At 67.1% G+C, this 14,452-nt stretch carries 14 protein-coding genes and 1 riboswitch; of the genes, 3 read left to right on the top strand and 11 right to left on the bottom strand.

All coding sequences use genetic code 11. The features are described from left to right. Positions 1 to 5 precede the first annotated feature (5 nt). Positions 6 to 875, bottom strand: a complete 870-nt coding sequence (locus B843_RS06085) for a LysR family transcriptional regulator ArgP (protein WP_025252630.1) — start codon at positions 873 to 875, stop codon at positions 6 to 8. Between the two features lie 69 nt (positions 876 to 944). On the opposite strand from B843_RS06085, the gene B843_RS06080 reads away from it, so the two are divergent. Then, on the top strand, positions 945 to 1,622 hold the full coding sequence (locus B843_RS06080) for a LysE/ArgO family amino acid transporter (RefSeq protein WP_025252629.1): 678 nt from the start codon (positions 945 to 947) through the stop codon (positions 1,620 to 1,622). Between the two features lie 93 nt (positions 1,623 to 1,715). Here the strand turns inward: B843_RS06080 and B843_RS06075 are convergent, their stop codons facing one another. From B843_RS06075 to gatB, 7 genes are all read right to left on the bottom strand, one after another. Further along, on the bottom strand, positions 1,716 to 2,819 hold the full coding sequence (locus B843_RS06075; RefSeq protein WP_025252628.1) for an aldo/keto reductase: 1,104 nt from the start codon (positions 2,817 to 2,819) through the stop codon (positions 1,716 to 1,718). A 125-nt stretch (positions 2,820 to 2,944) separates the two neighbouring features. Continuing rightward, a complete protein-coding gene (locus tag B843_RS06070) occupies positions 2,945 to 3,709 on the bottom strand; it encodes an ABC transporter ATP-binding protein (protein ID WP_025252627.1) in 765 nt (254 codons plus the stop codon). Beyond that, positions 3,699 to 4,529, bottom strand: a complete 831-nt coding sequence (locus B843_RS06065) for an ATP-binding cassette domain-containing protein (protein ID WP_051483463.1) — start codon at positions 4,527 to 4,529, stop codon at positions 3,699 to 3,701. Before B843_RS06065 ends, B843_RS06070 begins: the two co-directional genes overlap by 11 nt. Next, the gene (locus tag B843_RS06060) at positions 4,529 to 5,359 is read right to left on the bottom strand and encodes an ABC transporter permease (protein WP_034650313.1); all 831 of its coding nucleotides are present in this window, start codon (positions 5,357 to 5,359) and stop codon (positions 4,529 to 4,531) included. The genes B843_RS06065 and B843_RS06060 overlap by 1 nt, the downstream gene beginning before the upstream one ends. After that, a complete protein-coding gene (locus B843_RS06055) occupies positions 5,359 to 6,306 on the bottom strand; it encodes an ABC transporter permease (RefSeq protein WP_025252624.1) in 948 nt (315 codons plus the stop codon). Before B843_RS06055 ends, B843_RS06060 begins: the two co-directional genes overlap by 1 nt. Next, positions 6,296 to 7,828: an ABC transporter substrate-binding protein gene (locus tag B843_RS06050; protein WP_038595343.1), complete on the bottom strand. Its 1,533-nt coding sequence runs from the start codon at positions 7,826 to 7,828 to the stop codon at positions 6,296 to 6,298. Before B843_RS06050 ends, B843_RS06055 begins: the two co-directional genes overlap by 11 nt. 63 nt (positions 7,829 to 7,891) lie before the next feature. After that, positions 7,892 to 8,055: riboswitch (cobalamin riboswitch) on the bottom strand. Between the two features lie 191 nt (positions 8,056 to 8,246). Next, entirely contained in the window at positions 8,247 to 9,752 is a 1,506-nt protein-coding gene (gene gatB / locus B843_RS06045; protein WP_025252622.1) for an Asp-tRNA(Asn)/Glu-tRNA(Gln) amidotransferase subunit GatB, read from the bottom strand. A 263-nt stretch (positions 9,753 to 10,015) separates the two neighbouring features. Here gatB and B843_RS06040 point away from each other — a divergent pair, with 263 nt between their 5' ends. Then, the gene (locus B843_RS06040) at positions 10,016 to 10,624 is read left to right on the top strand and encodes a hypothetical protein (RefSeq protein WP_025252621.1); all 609 of its coding nucleotides are present in this window, start codon (positions 10,016 to 10,018) and stop codon (positions 10,622 to 10,624) included. Between the two features lie 14 nt (positions 10,625 to 10,638). On the opposite strand, the gene B843_RS06035 is transcribed toward B843_RS06040, so the two are convergent. Continuing rightward, positions 10,639 to 11,667, bottom strand: a complete 1,029-nt coding sequence (locus B843_RS06035) for a 6-phosphofructokinase (RefSeq protein WP_025252620.1) — start codon at positions 11,665 to 11,667, stop codon at positions 10,639 to 10,641. Positions 11,668 to 11,906: 239 nt separating this feature from the next. Here B843_RS06035 and B843_RS06030 point away from each other — a divergent pair, with 239 nt between their 5' ends. Then, positions 11,907 to 12,245 carry a hypothetical protein gene (locus tag B843_RS06030; RefSeq protein ID WP_034650321.1) on the top strand — a complete coding sequence of 113 codons (339 nt, stop codon included), beginning with the start codon at positions 11,907 to 11,909 and terminating at the stop codon, positions 12,243 to 12,245. 42 nt (positions 12,246 to 12,287) lie between these two features. Here the strand turns inward: B843_RS06030 and B843_RS06025 are convergent, their stop codons facing one another. Together B843_RS06025 and B843_RS06020 are read right to left on the bottom strand one after the other, a co-directional pair. Beyond that, positions 12,288 to 13,124, bottom strand: coding sequence for a siderophore-interacting protein (locus tag B843_RS06025; RefSeq protein ID WP_038595340.1), 837 nt, complete (start codon positions 13,122 to 13,124; stop codon positions 12,288 to 12,290). 263 nt (positions 13,125 to 13,387) lie between these two features. Continuing rightward, a complete protein-coding gene (locus B843_RS06020; protein WP_025252618.1) occupies positions 13,388 to 14,437 on the bottom strand; it encodes an NAD(P)-dependent alcohol dehydrogenase in 1,050 nt (349 codons plus the stop codon). Positions 14,438 to 14,452: the final 15 nt, after the last annotated feature.

Raw genomic sequence — 14,452 nt, 5'->3', positions numbered from 1 at the left:
ACAATCTACGGGTGTAGCACCCGCGCCGCCCCCACGACGGCCTCGGTGAGCCGCTCCAGCGCCGGGGACTCCAGCCGCCAGCGCTGCCAGAAGAGCGGTACCTCGAGGACCTGGTCGTCGACAAGCACGACCTCTCCCCTCCCGAGCAGCGCGCTGGCCTGCGCCTCGGGCAACAGCGCCCAGCCGAGCCCCACGCGGGCGGCCTCCATGAAGGCCTCGGCGGACGGGACCTGGGAGACCCGTCGCTGCCGGATCTGGTGCCCGACGCGGCTGATGAGGTCCTGGTCCTGCAGGCCGTCGCGAGGGCCGAAGCGGAGCACGGGGAGGTTAACCCAGTCGACCTCGCCGTTTCGGGTAAACCGGTCGAGCAGCCAGGGGGCGGCCACGGGATAGTAGTTCATGGATCCCAGCGGCACGACCTCGCAGCCGCTGACGGGATCCTGCTCGCGGGTGACGGCGCCGAGGACGTCGCCCTTGCGCAAAAGATCGAGCGTGTGGGCCTCGTCCTCGATTCGCAGCGTCAGGGTGGCGTCACCCCAGCCCGCCGCGGTGGCCAGCACCTCCTTGAACCAGGTGGACAGGGAGTCGGCGTTGACGCCGACGCTCAGCGGGATGTGGCCGAGCCCCTTGCGGAGCTGATTCTCGGTCTCGGCCTCGACGAGCGCCATGCGCCGGGCCGCCTGGACGAGGACCTCGCCAGCCTCGGTGACGGTCACCGGGGTCTCGCGCCGAAGCAGCACGCGCCCGGCGGATTTCTCCAGCGCCTTGATGCGCTGGCTCACGGCGGAGGGCGAGACGCCGAGGGCGTAGGCGGCCATTTCGAAGCTTCCCTCGTCGGCGATGGCGAGGAGAGTCTGCAGGTGAACGGGGTTCATGAAGCTATTCTAAACCACCTTGAAAAACTTTCATTTTACTTAATCATTCGGCGGGTGCACACTTTTCGTATGAACATCGCACTCTCCGGATTCCTCCTCGGCTTGTCCCTCATCCTCGCGATCGGCCCGCAGAACGCGCTGATCATTAAGCAAGGCATCAAGCGCCAAGGGATCGGCCCGATCATCACGGTGTGCATGCTCTCCGACATCGTCCTCATGATCGGCGGCACCGCGGGTGTCGGCGCGATCGTCAGCCAGGCGCCGATGGTGCTCGTCATCATGCGCTGGCTCGGCGCCGCCTACCTCGCCTGGTTCGGCTTCCAGTGCTTCCGCGATTCCTTCGCCAAGGACACCAAGGCGCTCGTCATCGACGAGCAAGAACCCGTGGGCCAACCCCTTTCCGGCGGGACCTCGGCCGTGGCCGTCGATACGCGAAAAGCAACCACGGTCCAGCAAAGGGCCTGGGTGAAGCCGGTCATGATGGCCCTGGCGTTCACGTGGCTCAACCCCGCGGCGTGGATCGACACGCTCGTTATGGTCGGTGGCCTGGCCAACCAGCACGGCGAGGTCGGGCGCTGGTACTTCGTGGGCGGGGCGCTCGTGGCGTCCATGATGTGGTTCCCGTCGGTCGGCTACGGCGCGGCCGCGCTGTCCGGCGTGCTCTCGCGGCCGAAGGTGTGGAAGGTGATCAACTTCGCGATCGGCTGCATCATGGTTTCCATGTGCCTACGGCTCATCTTCCAGTAACCACCCAAAAACTTATCCTTAGTGACGCCCCGAAAAATACCCCGCGAACAGGCACTTCGGCCGGTACGCGGGGTTTTCCCATCCTAAGGGAAGCTAGCCCTCGTCGTGCTTCTTCGACTCGGTGGCACCGGCCCAGAGGTTGATGCCGCCGTCGCTGGCTAGGCGGTCGATCTCGTTGAGCTCCTCGGTGGAGAACTGCAGGTTGTCGAGCGCGCCGAGGTTGTGCGCCAGCTGCTCCACCGACGAGGCGCCGATGAGCGCCGAGCTGACCGTCTCCGCGCCGTAGGCGCCCTGCTCGCGCAGGACCCAGGCGATGGCCATCTGCGCGAGCGACTGCCCGCGCCGGGCCGCCACGTCGTTGAGCGCGCGGACCATGGAGAGGTTCTTCTCGCTCAGCATGGACTGGGAGAAGGACTTCCCCGCCGCGGCGCGGGAATCCTCCGGCACGCCGTCGAGGTAGCGGTCGGTGAGCAGGCCCTGCGCCAGCGGCGAGAACGCGATGACGCCGAGGCCGTTGTTCGCGCAGGACTGCAGCAGGGACTCGCCCTCGTCGCCCGGCTCCTCGACCCAGCGGTTGAGGATGGAGTAGCTTGGCTGGTGGATGAGCAGCGGGCAGCCCTCCTCCTCCATGAAGTCGGCGGCCTCGGCGGTGAGGTCGGGGCCGTAGGAGGACACGCCCACGTAGCGGGCGCGGCCGGAGGCGACGATGTCGCGCAAGGCCAGCATGGTCTCCTGCAGCGGGGTGTCCGGGTCCGGGCGGTGGTGGTAGAAGATGTCCACGTGATCGAGCCCCATGCGCTTTAGCGAGGCGTCGAGGGAGTCGAAGAGGTACTTGCGGCTGCCGCCGAAGCTGTAGGGGCCGGCACCCATGTTCCAGCCCGCCTTGGACGAGATGACGATCTCGTCGCGGTGGCGGGAGAGGTCCTCGGCGAAGATGCGGCCGAAGTTCTTTTCCGCGGCGCCCTCGGGCGGGCCGTAGTTGTTGGCCAGATCGAAGTGGGTGATGCCGTGGTCAAAGGCGTAGCGGACGATCTCCCGCTGGGTCTGCATCGGCTTGTCGTCGCCGAAGTTGTGCCAGAACCCGAGCGAGATGGCTGGCAGGTAGAGGCCAGAGTGCCCGACGCTGCGGTACGGCATCGACTCGTAGCGGGCGGGGCTGGGCGTGTAGATAGGCTGGGCGCTGCGTGAGTAACTCATACTCCCAGTGTGCGCCGAATTCGCGGAAGTTGCCAGCACTTTTTGGCGGGCCCTCTTCCGCGGCACCTCACCGCCGCGCGGGCACCTGCCCGCACCCTACCCGCGCCCTGCCCGCACCCGCGCGGCTACATGAACGCCGCCACGAGGTTCTTCGTGTACTCGTCGCGCGCCGGGGAGAGCAGCTCGCCCGCGGGGAAGGCGTCCACGATCCGCCCCTCCCGCAGCACCGCGATGTCGTCGGCCATGAACCGGACCACGCCGAGGTCGTGGGTGATGAACAGGTAGCTCATCTGGTGCGCCTCCTGGAGGTCCTTGAGCAGGTTGAGCACGCTCGCCTGCACCGAGACGTCCAGGCTGGAGGTGGGCTCGTCGAGGATGATCAGCCCAGGACGTGTGGACAGCGCACGGGCGATCGCCATGCGCTGCAGCTGCCCGCCGGACAGCTCCCGCGGGTAGCTGTCGAGCAGCGCGGGGTCGAGGCGGACGGTGCGCATGAGCTCCTCGAGGTACTCGTCGAGCTGGCCGCCGGGGCACAGTCGCAGGCGGGCCTCCGGGTTGCAGCGCAGCGGCTCGGACACGCTCCAGCGCAGGTCGCGGCGGGGGTTAAATGAGCTAGAGGGGCTCTGGAACACCATCTGCACCCTGCGCAGCACGCGGGCCCGCGCGGCGGGCCGCAGGGAGAAGAAGGGCTCGCCGAAGAGCGAGACCTCGCCGGCGTCCGCGGGTTGCAGGCCAAGTACCGCGCGGGCCAGGGTGCTCTTGCCGCTGCCGGACTCGCCCACCAGCCCGAGGCACTTTCCCGTCGGCAGCGTGAGGCCGACCTCCTGGAGGACCTCGTGCCCGCGATAGCTCACGGACAGGCCGCGGACGTCGAGCGCGTTAGCCTTCACTGTTGACCTCCTCGGGGAGTCGTGCCTGCCCGCCGGCGATGCTGGGTACGGCGGCGAACAGGCGCCGGGTATACGGGTGCTGGGGCGCGGAGATGACGCGCGCGGCCGGCCCCGCCTCGACGATCTCCCCCTCACGCATCACGACCACCGTGTCCGCGCGGTTGCGCACGCACCGCAGGTCGTGAGTGACGAAGGTGATCGCGCACCCGAGCTCGCCGCGCAGGGAGTCGAGCAGCTCGAGGATGGCGTTTTGGGTTACCGAATCCAGTGCCGTCGTCGGCTCGTCGGCGATGACAAGCCGCGGCCGCGCGAGCAGCGCCATCGCCAGCACCACGCGCTGCAGCTGCCCGCCGGAGAGCTCGAACGGGTACCTCCCCGCCAGCGTCGGGTCGAGGTTGACCTTGCTCAGCGCGTCGGCGATCTGCGCGTTTGCACGTCGCTTGTCGACGCTAAAGTGGGCGGCCATCGCCTCCCGCATCTGGGCCCCGACCCGGTAGAACGGGCTGAGCGCGCTCGCGTAGTCCTGGAAGACGTAGGCGATGTCGGCACCCCGGATCCGGCGCAGCTCCTCGCCGGAGGCGGACAGGAGATCCGTCCCCGCGAAGTCGAGGCGCCCGCACTCGCGGCGCAGGCCCCGCGGGAGGAGGTCGGCGATCGCGAGCGTGCTCAGCGTCTTGCCGCTGCCCGACTCGCCGATGATCGACAGCCACTCGCCGGGCGCGACGAAGAGGTCCACGCCGTGGACGAGCTCCCTATCCCCCGCGCCGATCCGCAATCCGCGGACCTCGAGCAGGCTGTGGGTCTTTTCGTTGTGCGACACTACTTCTCCTCCTCCCCAGACGTGGTCCGGCCCAGCCGCAAGGCGAGCCGGTCCCCCACCAGGCTGGTGGCGAGAACGAAGAGGAAGATCGCGAGGCCAGGCGCCAGCATGAGCAGCTGGGTCTGGCCGAAGTAAAGGCGCCCCTCGTTGAGCATGAAGCCCCACTCCGGGACGGGCTGTGGCACGCCGAGCCCGAGGAAGGACAGCGAGGCCACCAGCAGCACGATCTTGCCCAGGTCGACCGTGGCCAGCGACAGCACAGGTCCCCAGGCGTGCGGGACCAGGTGTCCCACGACGATGCGCCCAGTGCCCGCGCCGGAGATCCGCGCCGCGGTGAGATAGGTCGCCCCGCGCTGCTCGCGGACGATGGCGCGGACGAGCTTGGCGTAGCCCACCCACTTCACTGCCACGATGGCCAGCAGCAGGTTGACGTAGCCCGCGCCGAGGATGCCGGTGATGACGATGGCCACCACGTATTCCGGGAAGGAAAGAAAGGCGTCAGAGACGCGCATGACGCCCCAGTCAAGCCACTTTCCTTTAATTCCGGAGAGCAGGCCCAGGGTTGCCCCGACGAGGATGCACAGGACGATCGCGGCGAGCGAGATCCCCACCGTGCGCTGGCCACCGGCCAACACCCGGGAGAACAGGTCGCGGCCGAGCTGATCGGTGCCCAGCCAGTGCTGCCCACTCGGCGCGGCCAGCACGTTCCCCAGGTCGACGGCGACCGGGTCGTACGGCGCGATCCACGGCCCGAGCAGGACGAGGGCGACCAGCGCGAGGACGAGGGCCACCTGCCATCCCAGCGAGCGAGAGGATTGTAGAAGCTTCATCACGCCCTTTCACCCGCCTTCAGGGAGGGGTCGATGAGCCGACAGGCGACGTCGACAAGCTGCATGACTGCGATGACGACCACGCCGATGACGAAAACGAAACCCTGCACGACCGGCCAGTCGCGGCGGCCGATCGCCTCCATCACCATGCTTCCCAGGCCGGGCAGGCCGAAGACGACCTCGACCACGACCGAACCCGACAGCAGGCTGGTTAGGCTCACGCCCAGCATGGTCACGATCGGGACCAGCGTGCCGCGCAGCACGTGGCGCCGCTCGATGGTGGAGGTCTTCAACCCCCGGGCGCGGGCGGCGCGGACGAAATCGGAGTCCGCGACCTCGATGAAGCGGCCGCGGAACACCTTGATGAACGGCGGCGCGATCGCGACGGCGAGCACCACCGTGGGCAGGATGAGCCCGCGGCCCCCGTGCCAGCCGGAGCTCGGCAGCCAGCCGAGCGAGACCGCGAAGAGCGAGATGAGCAGGAGGCCCAGCCAGAAGCTGGGCAGCGCCGCGCCGACGTAGCACAGTCCCAGAATCAACTTATCAAGGAGCGAGCCTTGATACTTCGCGGCCAGCCAGCCGAGGACAAGCACGAACGCCACCGCGAGGACCAGCGAGGCCAGCGAGAGGTTGATAGTGATGGGCGCGGCCTTCGCGATGTCGCCCGTGACGGTGTGCCCGCTGAAGTAGGAGTCGCCGAGGCTGCCGCGCGTGAGCCCGCCAAGGAAGCGCAGGTAGCGCTCCGGCCACGGCCGATCGAGCCCCAGCTCGTGCCGGACGCTGGCCACGTCGTCGGTGTTGACCGCGACGGTGTCCGTGCGCAGGAGCGAGAGCGACGCGTCGCCGGGCGCGATCGAGCCGACCCCGAAGCTGACAATCGTGAGGAAGAGGAAGCTGAGGACGATGCCCAGCCCCCTCCTGCCCCACGCGCGAAGGCTAGGACGCAATGTCGAGGTCCTTCGTGATGAGCGGGTACTCGTGCTCGTTTGGCGGGGTGACCCAGCCGCTCACGGAGGTCTTCAGCGCCGCGGAGGTGTGCGGGAAGACGATGTAGGAGTTCACGGTGTGATCCTGCAGGTAGGTGCCGATCTCCTGGACCTGCTTCATGCGCTCGTCCTGATCGATGGTCGTATTGAACTTGTCGATCATGGTGTTGAGCTCCGCGTCGTTGTACTTGCCGTAGTTGAGCGCGCCGTCGGAGGCGTAGGAGCTGGAGACGAAGTAGGAGCCGTCGCCGCGGGTCGTGGTGTTGAGCGCGTAGGTGGCGATGTCCCACGGCTCTGCCTGCAGGAACTCGTCGATGTTATCGGGGGTCACGATGTTCAAGGTGATGCCCACCTTCTTCGCCTGGTCCTGGATCGCCTGCGCGATGAGCGGCAGCTCGGCGCGGGCGGTGTAGGTGGCGATGGTGAAGTTAAGCGGCGCGCCGTCCTTGGTCACCTGGCCGCCGTCGACGCTCAGCCCTGCGTTCTTGAAGTATTCCAGCGCCTTGTCGACGCCAAAGGCGGGCGCCTGCCCGTCGATGGCGGCCGGGGACGACGGGGAGAACGGGCCGACGGCGACCTCGCCGTTGCCCTTGAGAATCGAGCTGTTGATGCCTTCGCGGTCAATGAGCGCATCGAAGCCCTTGCGGAACTCCTCGTTCGACCACAGGGAACCCGACGCAGGGTTAGCGTAGTTGTACATGAGCTCGTAGACGCGCGAGGAGGCCACGGTCTCCACCTTGATGTCGTCGGAGTTCAGCGCGTCGAGGTTCTCCAGCGAGGGCCGGAAGATGACGTCCGTCTGGCCGGACTGGAGATCCATCATGCGGGTGTTCGCATCCTCATTGGCGGTGAGCGTCGCCGTGTCCAGCTTGGCCTTGCCGTCCCAGTAGTCGGGGTTGGCCTCGAGCTCGCCAGCCTGGGCGATGTCGAGGGAGGTGAACTTGAAGGCGCCGGTACCCACGGGGGCGGAGCCGGAGTCATCGACGTCAGTGATCACGGCGTTGTAGTGTGCAAAGGCGGAGGGCAGGGTCGCCAGCGGCTTCGTCGTGACCACGCTTAAGGTTTTGCCGTCGGCGGACATCGACTCGATGGGCAGGCTCTTGGCCATCGCCGGGTTGACCTGGATGGCGTGCTCGATGCTCTTCTTCACGGCCTCCGCATCCATGGCCTTGCCGTTGTGGAACTTCACGCCGTCGTGGAGGGCAAAGGTCCAGTGAATCATGTCCTGGGAGTCCCAGCTGTCGGCAAGCCACGGCTTGAGCGTGCCCTCCTGGGAAACCTTCGTGAGCGTCTCGAACGCGCCCGAGCTTAAGAAGTAGGGGTTACCCACGGTGTGGGGGTCGGTCGTGTCCGCCTTGTAGACGGTCTCGACGTTAAGGTGCTTCTCCCCCGCGCCCCCCTGATCCTGGGAATCGCTCACGCTGCAGCCAGCCAGCGCGATGGCCGATGCCACAAGCACCGTCGCCAGTCGCTTCAATCGCATGTCGCCTTCTTTCCGATGCTCCTCGGCATCACTCGTGCACTCCCTTCCGGGAGAAAGTGTAGGACAAAAGCGCCTCGCGTAACCGGCGATCTGACTCACGGCCCCGCCCCTCGATGACCGAGTGCGGGGTCGCTCACAGTGGCGGGACCGTCGCGGATTTGCACCGCGTTCCCCAGCGCGCAAAACGCCCCGCGGGAGCGGGGTCACCGAGGCACGACGTGTGAATTTCAGTAGAAACCCACTACTGAAAACCTCTATCATTTTAGCGCCTCGGCGGCGCACGACCTAACCCCCGCCTCAAGCCCCCTCATTCAGGGTATGCTAACCAACTTTTCCGCGACCCCGGGACGACGCAAGCCCCGCTCGGCGCGGCGCGCGCTGCAACGGGGCTTGAGGCTTGAGTCCTAGGGCTTGCTTCCTACTTCAGCTTCTGGGCGATGAGCTTGTTCACCTGGGCCGGATCAGCCTTGCCGCGGGTGGCCTTCATGACCGCGCCCACGATCGCGCCGGTGACCTTCTTGTTTCCGGCCTTGTACTTCTCCACGATGTCCGGGTTGGCGGCGAGCGCCTCGTCGACGGCCTTCTCGATGGCGCCGTCGTCGCGCACGACCTCGAGGCCGCGTGCCTTGACCACCTCGTCCACGTCGCCCTCACCGGCGAGCACGCCGTCGACGGCCTGGCGGGCCAGCTTGTTGGTGAGCTTGCCCTCCTTAACCAGCGCGATGACGCGAGCCACCTGCGCCGGGGCGATGGACAGGGCGTCGAGCTCGACGCCCGCCTCGTTGGCCTTCTGGGAGAGGTAGGCGACCCACCAGGAGCGCGCCTCGGTGGGCTCGGCGCCCGCCTCAACGGTCTCGACGATGAGGTCGAGTGCGCCGGCGTTGACGAGGTCGCGCATCTCCTCGTCCTTCAGGCCCCACTCCTTCTGGATGCGGGCGCGGCGCACCCACGGCAGCTCCGGCAGCGTAGCGCGGATCTCCTCGACCCACTCCTTCGGCGCGATGACCGGCGGCAGGTCCGGGTCGTTGAAGTAGCGGTAGTCCTCGGCGGTCTCCTTCGGGCGTCCCTTGGAGGTGGTGCCGTCGGTTTCCTGGTAGTGGCGGGTCTCCTGCACGATCTCGCCGCCGTCCTCGAGCACCTGCGCCTGGCGCTGCATCTCGAAGCGCACGGCCTGCTCGACGGACTTCAAAGAGTTGATGTTCTTGGTCTCGGTGCGGGTGCCGAACTCCTTCTGGCCGATCGGCCGCAGGGAGAGGTTGGCGTCGCAGCGCATGGAGCCCTGGTCCATGCGGGCGTCGGACACGCCGAGCGCCTTGACCAGGTCGCGCAGCGCGCCGACGTAGGCGCGGGCCACCTCGGGCGCGCGCTCGCCTGCGCCCTCGATCGGCTTGGTCACGATCTCGATGAGCGGGATGCCCGCGCGGTTGCAGTCGACCAGCGAGGTGGTCGCGCCGTGGATGCGGCCGTCGGCGCCGCCGATGTGGGTGAGCTTGCCGGTGTCCTCCTCCATGTGCGCGCGCTCGATCTCCACGCGCCACGGGGTGCCGTCGTCCAGCAGGACGTCCAGGTATCCGTCGTAGGCGATGGGCTCGTCGTACTGGGAAATCTGGTAGTTCTTCGGCTGGTCCGGGTAGAAGTAGTTCTTGCGCGCGAAGCGCGAGGACTCGGCAATCTTGCAGTTGAGCGCCAGGCCGATCTTGATGGCCCACTCCACGCCCTTGGCGTTGACCACGGGAAGCGCGCCAGGCAGGCCGAGGGAGACGGGGTCGACGTTGGTGTTGGGCGCTGCGCCGAAGTGCGCGGAGGGCGCGGAGAACATCTTGGTCTCGGTCGCCAACTCGACGTGCACCTCAAGGCCCATCACCGGATCGAACTTCTCAAGGACCTCGTCGTAGTCCATCAGGTCGTACATAGCGCTAGTCATGCGGACAATACTACTATGCACCGATTGCACCGTCGCCTAGACCCCGTCGGCTGCTTTCGCATTTGCTTATCGACGAAAAACCCATCCCGCGAGCCCGCGGAAAAGGGGAATCGGGCCGGTTTCTGTGGATAACTCTCCCCTGCCGTCTCACCCAGTGGAACCATCCACAGATTTCGGGCCCTGCCCGCGCCCGGCCGAGACACGCCGCGTATGCCGCCGTAGCGTGCGAGGGGAACACACCACCGAGCGACCAAGGAGTCACCGTGTACCCGCTGTCCTTTCTGCCCACCCCGCCGCTGACCGTCTTCCTCTCCGAGCGCGGCTGCTACCCCGCCGCCTACCGCGAGCAGCTGCTCGTCCGGCGCCTCGTCTCCGCCTTCATGAACGGCGCGTTGCTCGACCATTCCGGGCTCCCCGGCGCCTACGGCGAGCTCGCCGACGACGTCCGGCTCTGGCTCGAGGAGCGCGAGTCCCATCGCCAGGAATGGCGCCATTGGCTAAGGCTCGCCGCCGAAGGGCGCCCGGAGTACGACGGTCCGATCCTCCTGGACGACCCCCTGGATGGGTACGTGCAGCTGCACTACCTCGTGGCCAAGGCGCTGCTGCGCTTCCCCCTGATCGCCGACTACGCGGTAGAGGAAGGCTTGCTCGCGTTCGAGAAGCTTTTCCCCGTCGCCCCGCGGATGCACGGGCTCACCGACATGGAGGCACGCCGCGCCGACGGCGCGATTGCTCAGGCGCTTCGAAGGCTCGACCCCGTCGAGGAGTTCCTCCGCCCCAGCGATCTCGCTGGCTGCATCTCGGAGCAGATCGAGGCCGTGGAAGCACAAAGGCGCACGCCCACCGGTGAATGCCAGCAGGCGTGCGCCTAGAAAAAGCTCAGGCTTTAGCCGAACAGCGCACGTGCGGTGCGGTAGCGGCCCTCCGGGACCACCTTCAGCGAGCCGACTGCCTCTTCCAAGGAGATGAGCTCGATGTGCTCGCCGTGGAGGGCGACCATCTTGCCGAAGTCGCCGGTGTGGCAGGCGCGCGCGGCGTGAACGCCGTAGCGGGTGGCCAGCACGCGGTCGAAGGCGGTCGGGGTGCCGCCGCGCTGGATGTGGCCGAGCACCGAGGTGCGCACGTCGTGGCCGAGGCGCTTCTTGATCTCGTCGCCGATGACCTGGCCGATGCCGTTGAAGGTCTGGTGGCCGAACTGGTCCACGCCGCCCTCGGCGAACTCCATCGTGCCCTCCTCGGGCAGCGCGCCCTCGGCGACGACGATGATGCCGTACTTCTCGCCCATCTGGAAGCGGCGCTCCATCTTCTTGCAGATCTCCGCGATGTCGAAGGGCTGCTCCGGGATGACGATGTAGTGCGCGCCGCCAGCCATGCCGGCGTGCAGGGCGATCCAGCCCACGTGGCGGCCCATGACCTCGACGATCATGACGCGGTTGTGGGACTCCGCCGTGGTGTGGAGGCGGTCGATGGCGTCGGTGGCCACGGAGACCGCGGTGTCGAAACCAAAGGTATAGTCGGTGCCGTTGACGTCGTTGTCGATGGTCTTAGGCACGCCGACGACGGGGATGCCGTTGTCCGAGAGCCACTGGGCGCCCTTCAGGGTGCCCTCGCCGCCGATCGGGATGAGCGCGTCGATGCCAGCGTCCTCGAGGTTGGCCTTGATCCGGTCGAGGCCGCTCTTGAACTTATCGGGGTGCAGGCGACCGGTGCCGAGGATCGTGCCGCCGCGCAGCAGGATGCGGTCGATGTTCTCGTCGTCATACAGCTGGATCCGCTTGTCTTCCATGAGGCCGACCCAGCCGTCCTCGTAGCCGACGACAGTCGAGCCATACTCGGAACACGTACGAACGATGCCACGGATAACGGCGTTGAGGCCTGGGCAGTCACCACCAGAGGTCAAAGTTGCAAGTCGCATGAAGCCAAGTTTAGCGCCCCAGTTTCGCCCATGCCCGTTCGGGCACTGTGAGATTGCAAGTAGTGACAAATGCCACCGACTCTCTCCCGGGAAGGGCCGAAAAGGCGTCGCATGCCCGCTTTTGCACCCGAGTAGGCACCCCCGCCCGGAGGCTCCCCGGAAACTCCCACCCGTCCGCCAGAATGTCCACAGCCACAATCCCGGCCCCTCCGCGATAGTGGCGACTACCATCGCAAGGTATGAGCTCAAAGATTTTTAACCTGAAGAAGCCAGAAGACGTCAGCACCGCCAACGTCGAGCTAGTCGGCCTCATCGGCGGCTGGCTGGTCGCCCGCGAGACCGGCATCCGCCCCCTCGGCGGCGTGGTACTTGCCGCCGCGGGTGTGTGGGCGGGCCGCTCCTGGCTGGCCAAGACTAACCCGGCCACGACCGCAGCCCTCGCCGCCTTGTACGTCGGCGCCTTCGGCGCCTCCCACCCCTTGGCCAAGAAGATCGGCGCTTGGCCGTCCGTCCTCGCCGTCACCGCGGTGAGCTCCGGCGCGGCGTGCGTCCTCTCCGATATCAAGAAGAACGACTAGATATTTCCCCCAGGGGCTCGCCGCTTGAGCGGCGCGCCCCAGTTATTTTTCCTGCGCCTCCCACTCGGCAAGCAGTTCCCGCTTGGTGGCCTGCCAGACGTCCTCGGTCGCGCCCAGCCGCCAGTAGCCGGAGATCGACGCGTCCTGCTTCGCCACCGATCGCTCCACGAACAACAGGCGCCGGACATCCTTGACCATTTCCGCCACACCGTGCACGAACCAGCTGGTGGGAACATCGGGGAAGCTGGACCCGCGCAGCTTTTCCACGAGCTTCGCACCCGGCACGGCATCGCCTCGCTCGACCCACTCGAGCTGCACCCCCTCGGGGAGCTGTTCCAGATCGCAGCTGGGCGTCGACAAGCGAATGCGGCTACCTGCATCGGCGATCTCGATGAAGACCTGCGCGCTGGCGCCTGCTGGCAGCTGAGTCATAGCCTCCGCGATGGCGGGCGCGGCCGACTCGTCGCCCGCGAGAACGAAGTGGGAGTACCCCGGCGCCGGGCGCCAGGCCCCACCCGGGCCCAGGTAGGCGATCGTCTCGCCGATCCGCGCCGTGGCTGCCCAACGACTGGCCAGCCCGGTGTCGCCGTGCTGGTAGAAGTCGATGTCAAAGGTGCCTGCCGCCGGGTCCACGTTGCGCAAGGTGTAGGTTCGCCGCACCGGCTGCAGCTCGCCGGGGACGGCTTCCTTGATCTCCCGCAGGTCGAAAGGCCACTCGTAGCCTGCGCCCTCCGGGATAAACAGCAGCTTCACGTACCGGTCGGTGGGGGCCTCGGACACCGGATCGGTTCCCACCATCGCGGGCGCGTCGAAGCTCAGCCGCACCATGTTCTTTCCGATCTCGGTGCGGGCACGCAGGGTGGCGGGCCTTGCCACCATCTTCCGGCCCTTGCCGGGGCCTCGCCCCGCTTCCGGAGCCCCGCCGCCTTGCATAGTGCCTGTTTGCTGCTCGTTGCGCGCCATTTCTCTCCCTCTCGTACCCGGAGGCGTTCGTACACCCCGATTAAAGTTAGGTTAGGCTATCACAAATGTGTGCTCGATTTCTAAGCGGGAACGAAAGAGCACACCGCAACAGAAAGCGGGCGGCGCCCGCCTTGGACGCCACCCGCCCGCAATGGAGTTTTCTCCGCGTGAGGTTCCTGCTACTCCTCGAAGGTGGAGGTGTCGATGACGAAGCGGAACTTCACATCCCCTGCGACGACGCGATCGTAGGCCGCGTCGACGTCGTGGACGCCGATCTTCTCGATGACCGCGCCGATCCCCTTCGAGGCGCAGAAGTCGAGCATCTCCTGGGTCTCCTTGATGCCGCCGATGTTCGAGCCGGTGAGCACCTTGCCGCCGCCGATGAGCGAGCCAAGCCCCAGGCTCATCTTCTCCGGCGGGAGGCCGACCACTGCCATGACGCCGTGCGGCTTGAGCAGGCGCAGGTAATCCTGCAGGTCGTAGGACGCGGAGATGGTGGACAGGATGAAGTCGAACTCGCCGCGGTGGGCCTTAAAGAAGCCCTCCTCGCTGGTGGCGAGGGTGCGATGGGCGCCGAGCTCGGCGGCCGCCTCGGCCTTCTTCAGCGAGCGCGAGAGCACGGTGACGTCCGCACCCTTCGCCGCCGCGATCTGCACGCCCATGTGGCCGAGTCCGCCAAGCCCCACGATGGCGACCTTGTCGCCCTCCTTGATGTTCCAGCGGGCGATCGGCGCGTAGGTGGTGATGCCCGCGCACAGCAGGGGCGCGGCGTGGTCGAAGTCGAGACCGTCCGGGATGGTGCACACGAAGCGCTCGTTGACGACGACCTTCTGCGAGTAGCCGCCCTGCGTGATCGTGCCGTCCACGTCGAGCGAGTCATAGGTGCCCACCGGGCGGTTGAGGCAGTCCTGTTCCTGGTGGTTGCGGCACTGCTCGCATTCGCCGCAGGAGTTGACGAGGCAACCGACGCCCACGCGGTCGCCGACCTTGAACTTAGTCACCGCGTCGCCCACGGCGGAGACCACGCCAGCGATCTCGTGCCCCACGGTGAGCGGGAAGTGGGCTTGTCCCCACTCGTTGCGGATGGTGTGAATGTCGGAGTGGCAGATGCCGGCGGCCTTGATGTCGATGACGACGTCATCCTCGCGGGGGTCGCGGCGCTCGATCTCCGTCACCTGGAACGGTGCCTCCGGCGAGGTCTTCTGAAGGGCCTTTACCTTGAAAGTCATGGCCCCAATCTACGC

It is taken from the genome of Corynebacterium vitaeruminis DSM 20294, assembly GCF_000550805.1.
GTDB classification, from domain to species: Bacteria; Actinomycetota; Actinomycetes; order Mycobacteriales; family Mycobacteriaceae; genus Corynebacterium; species Corynebacterium vitaeruminis.
The sequence above is the reverse complement of the archived record's forward strand: the minus strand, read 5'-3'. Positions and strand labels throughout refer to the sequence as shown.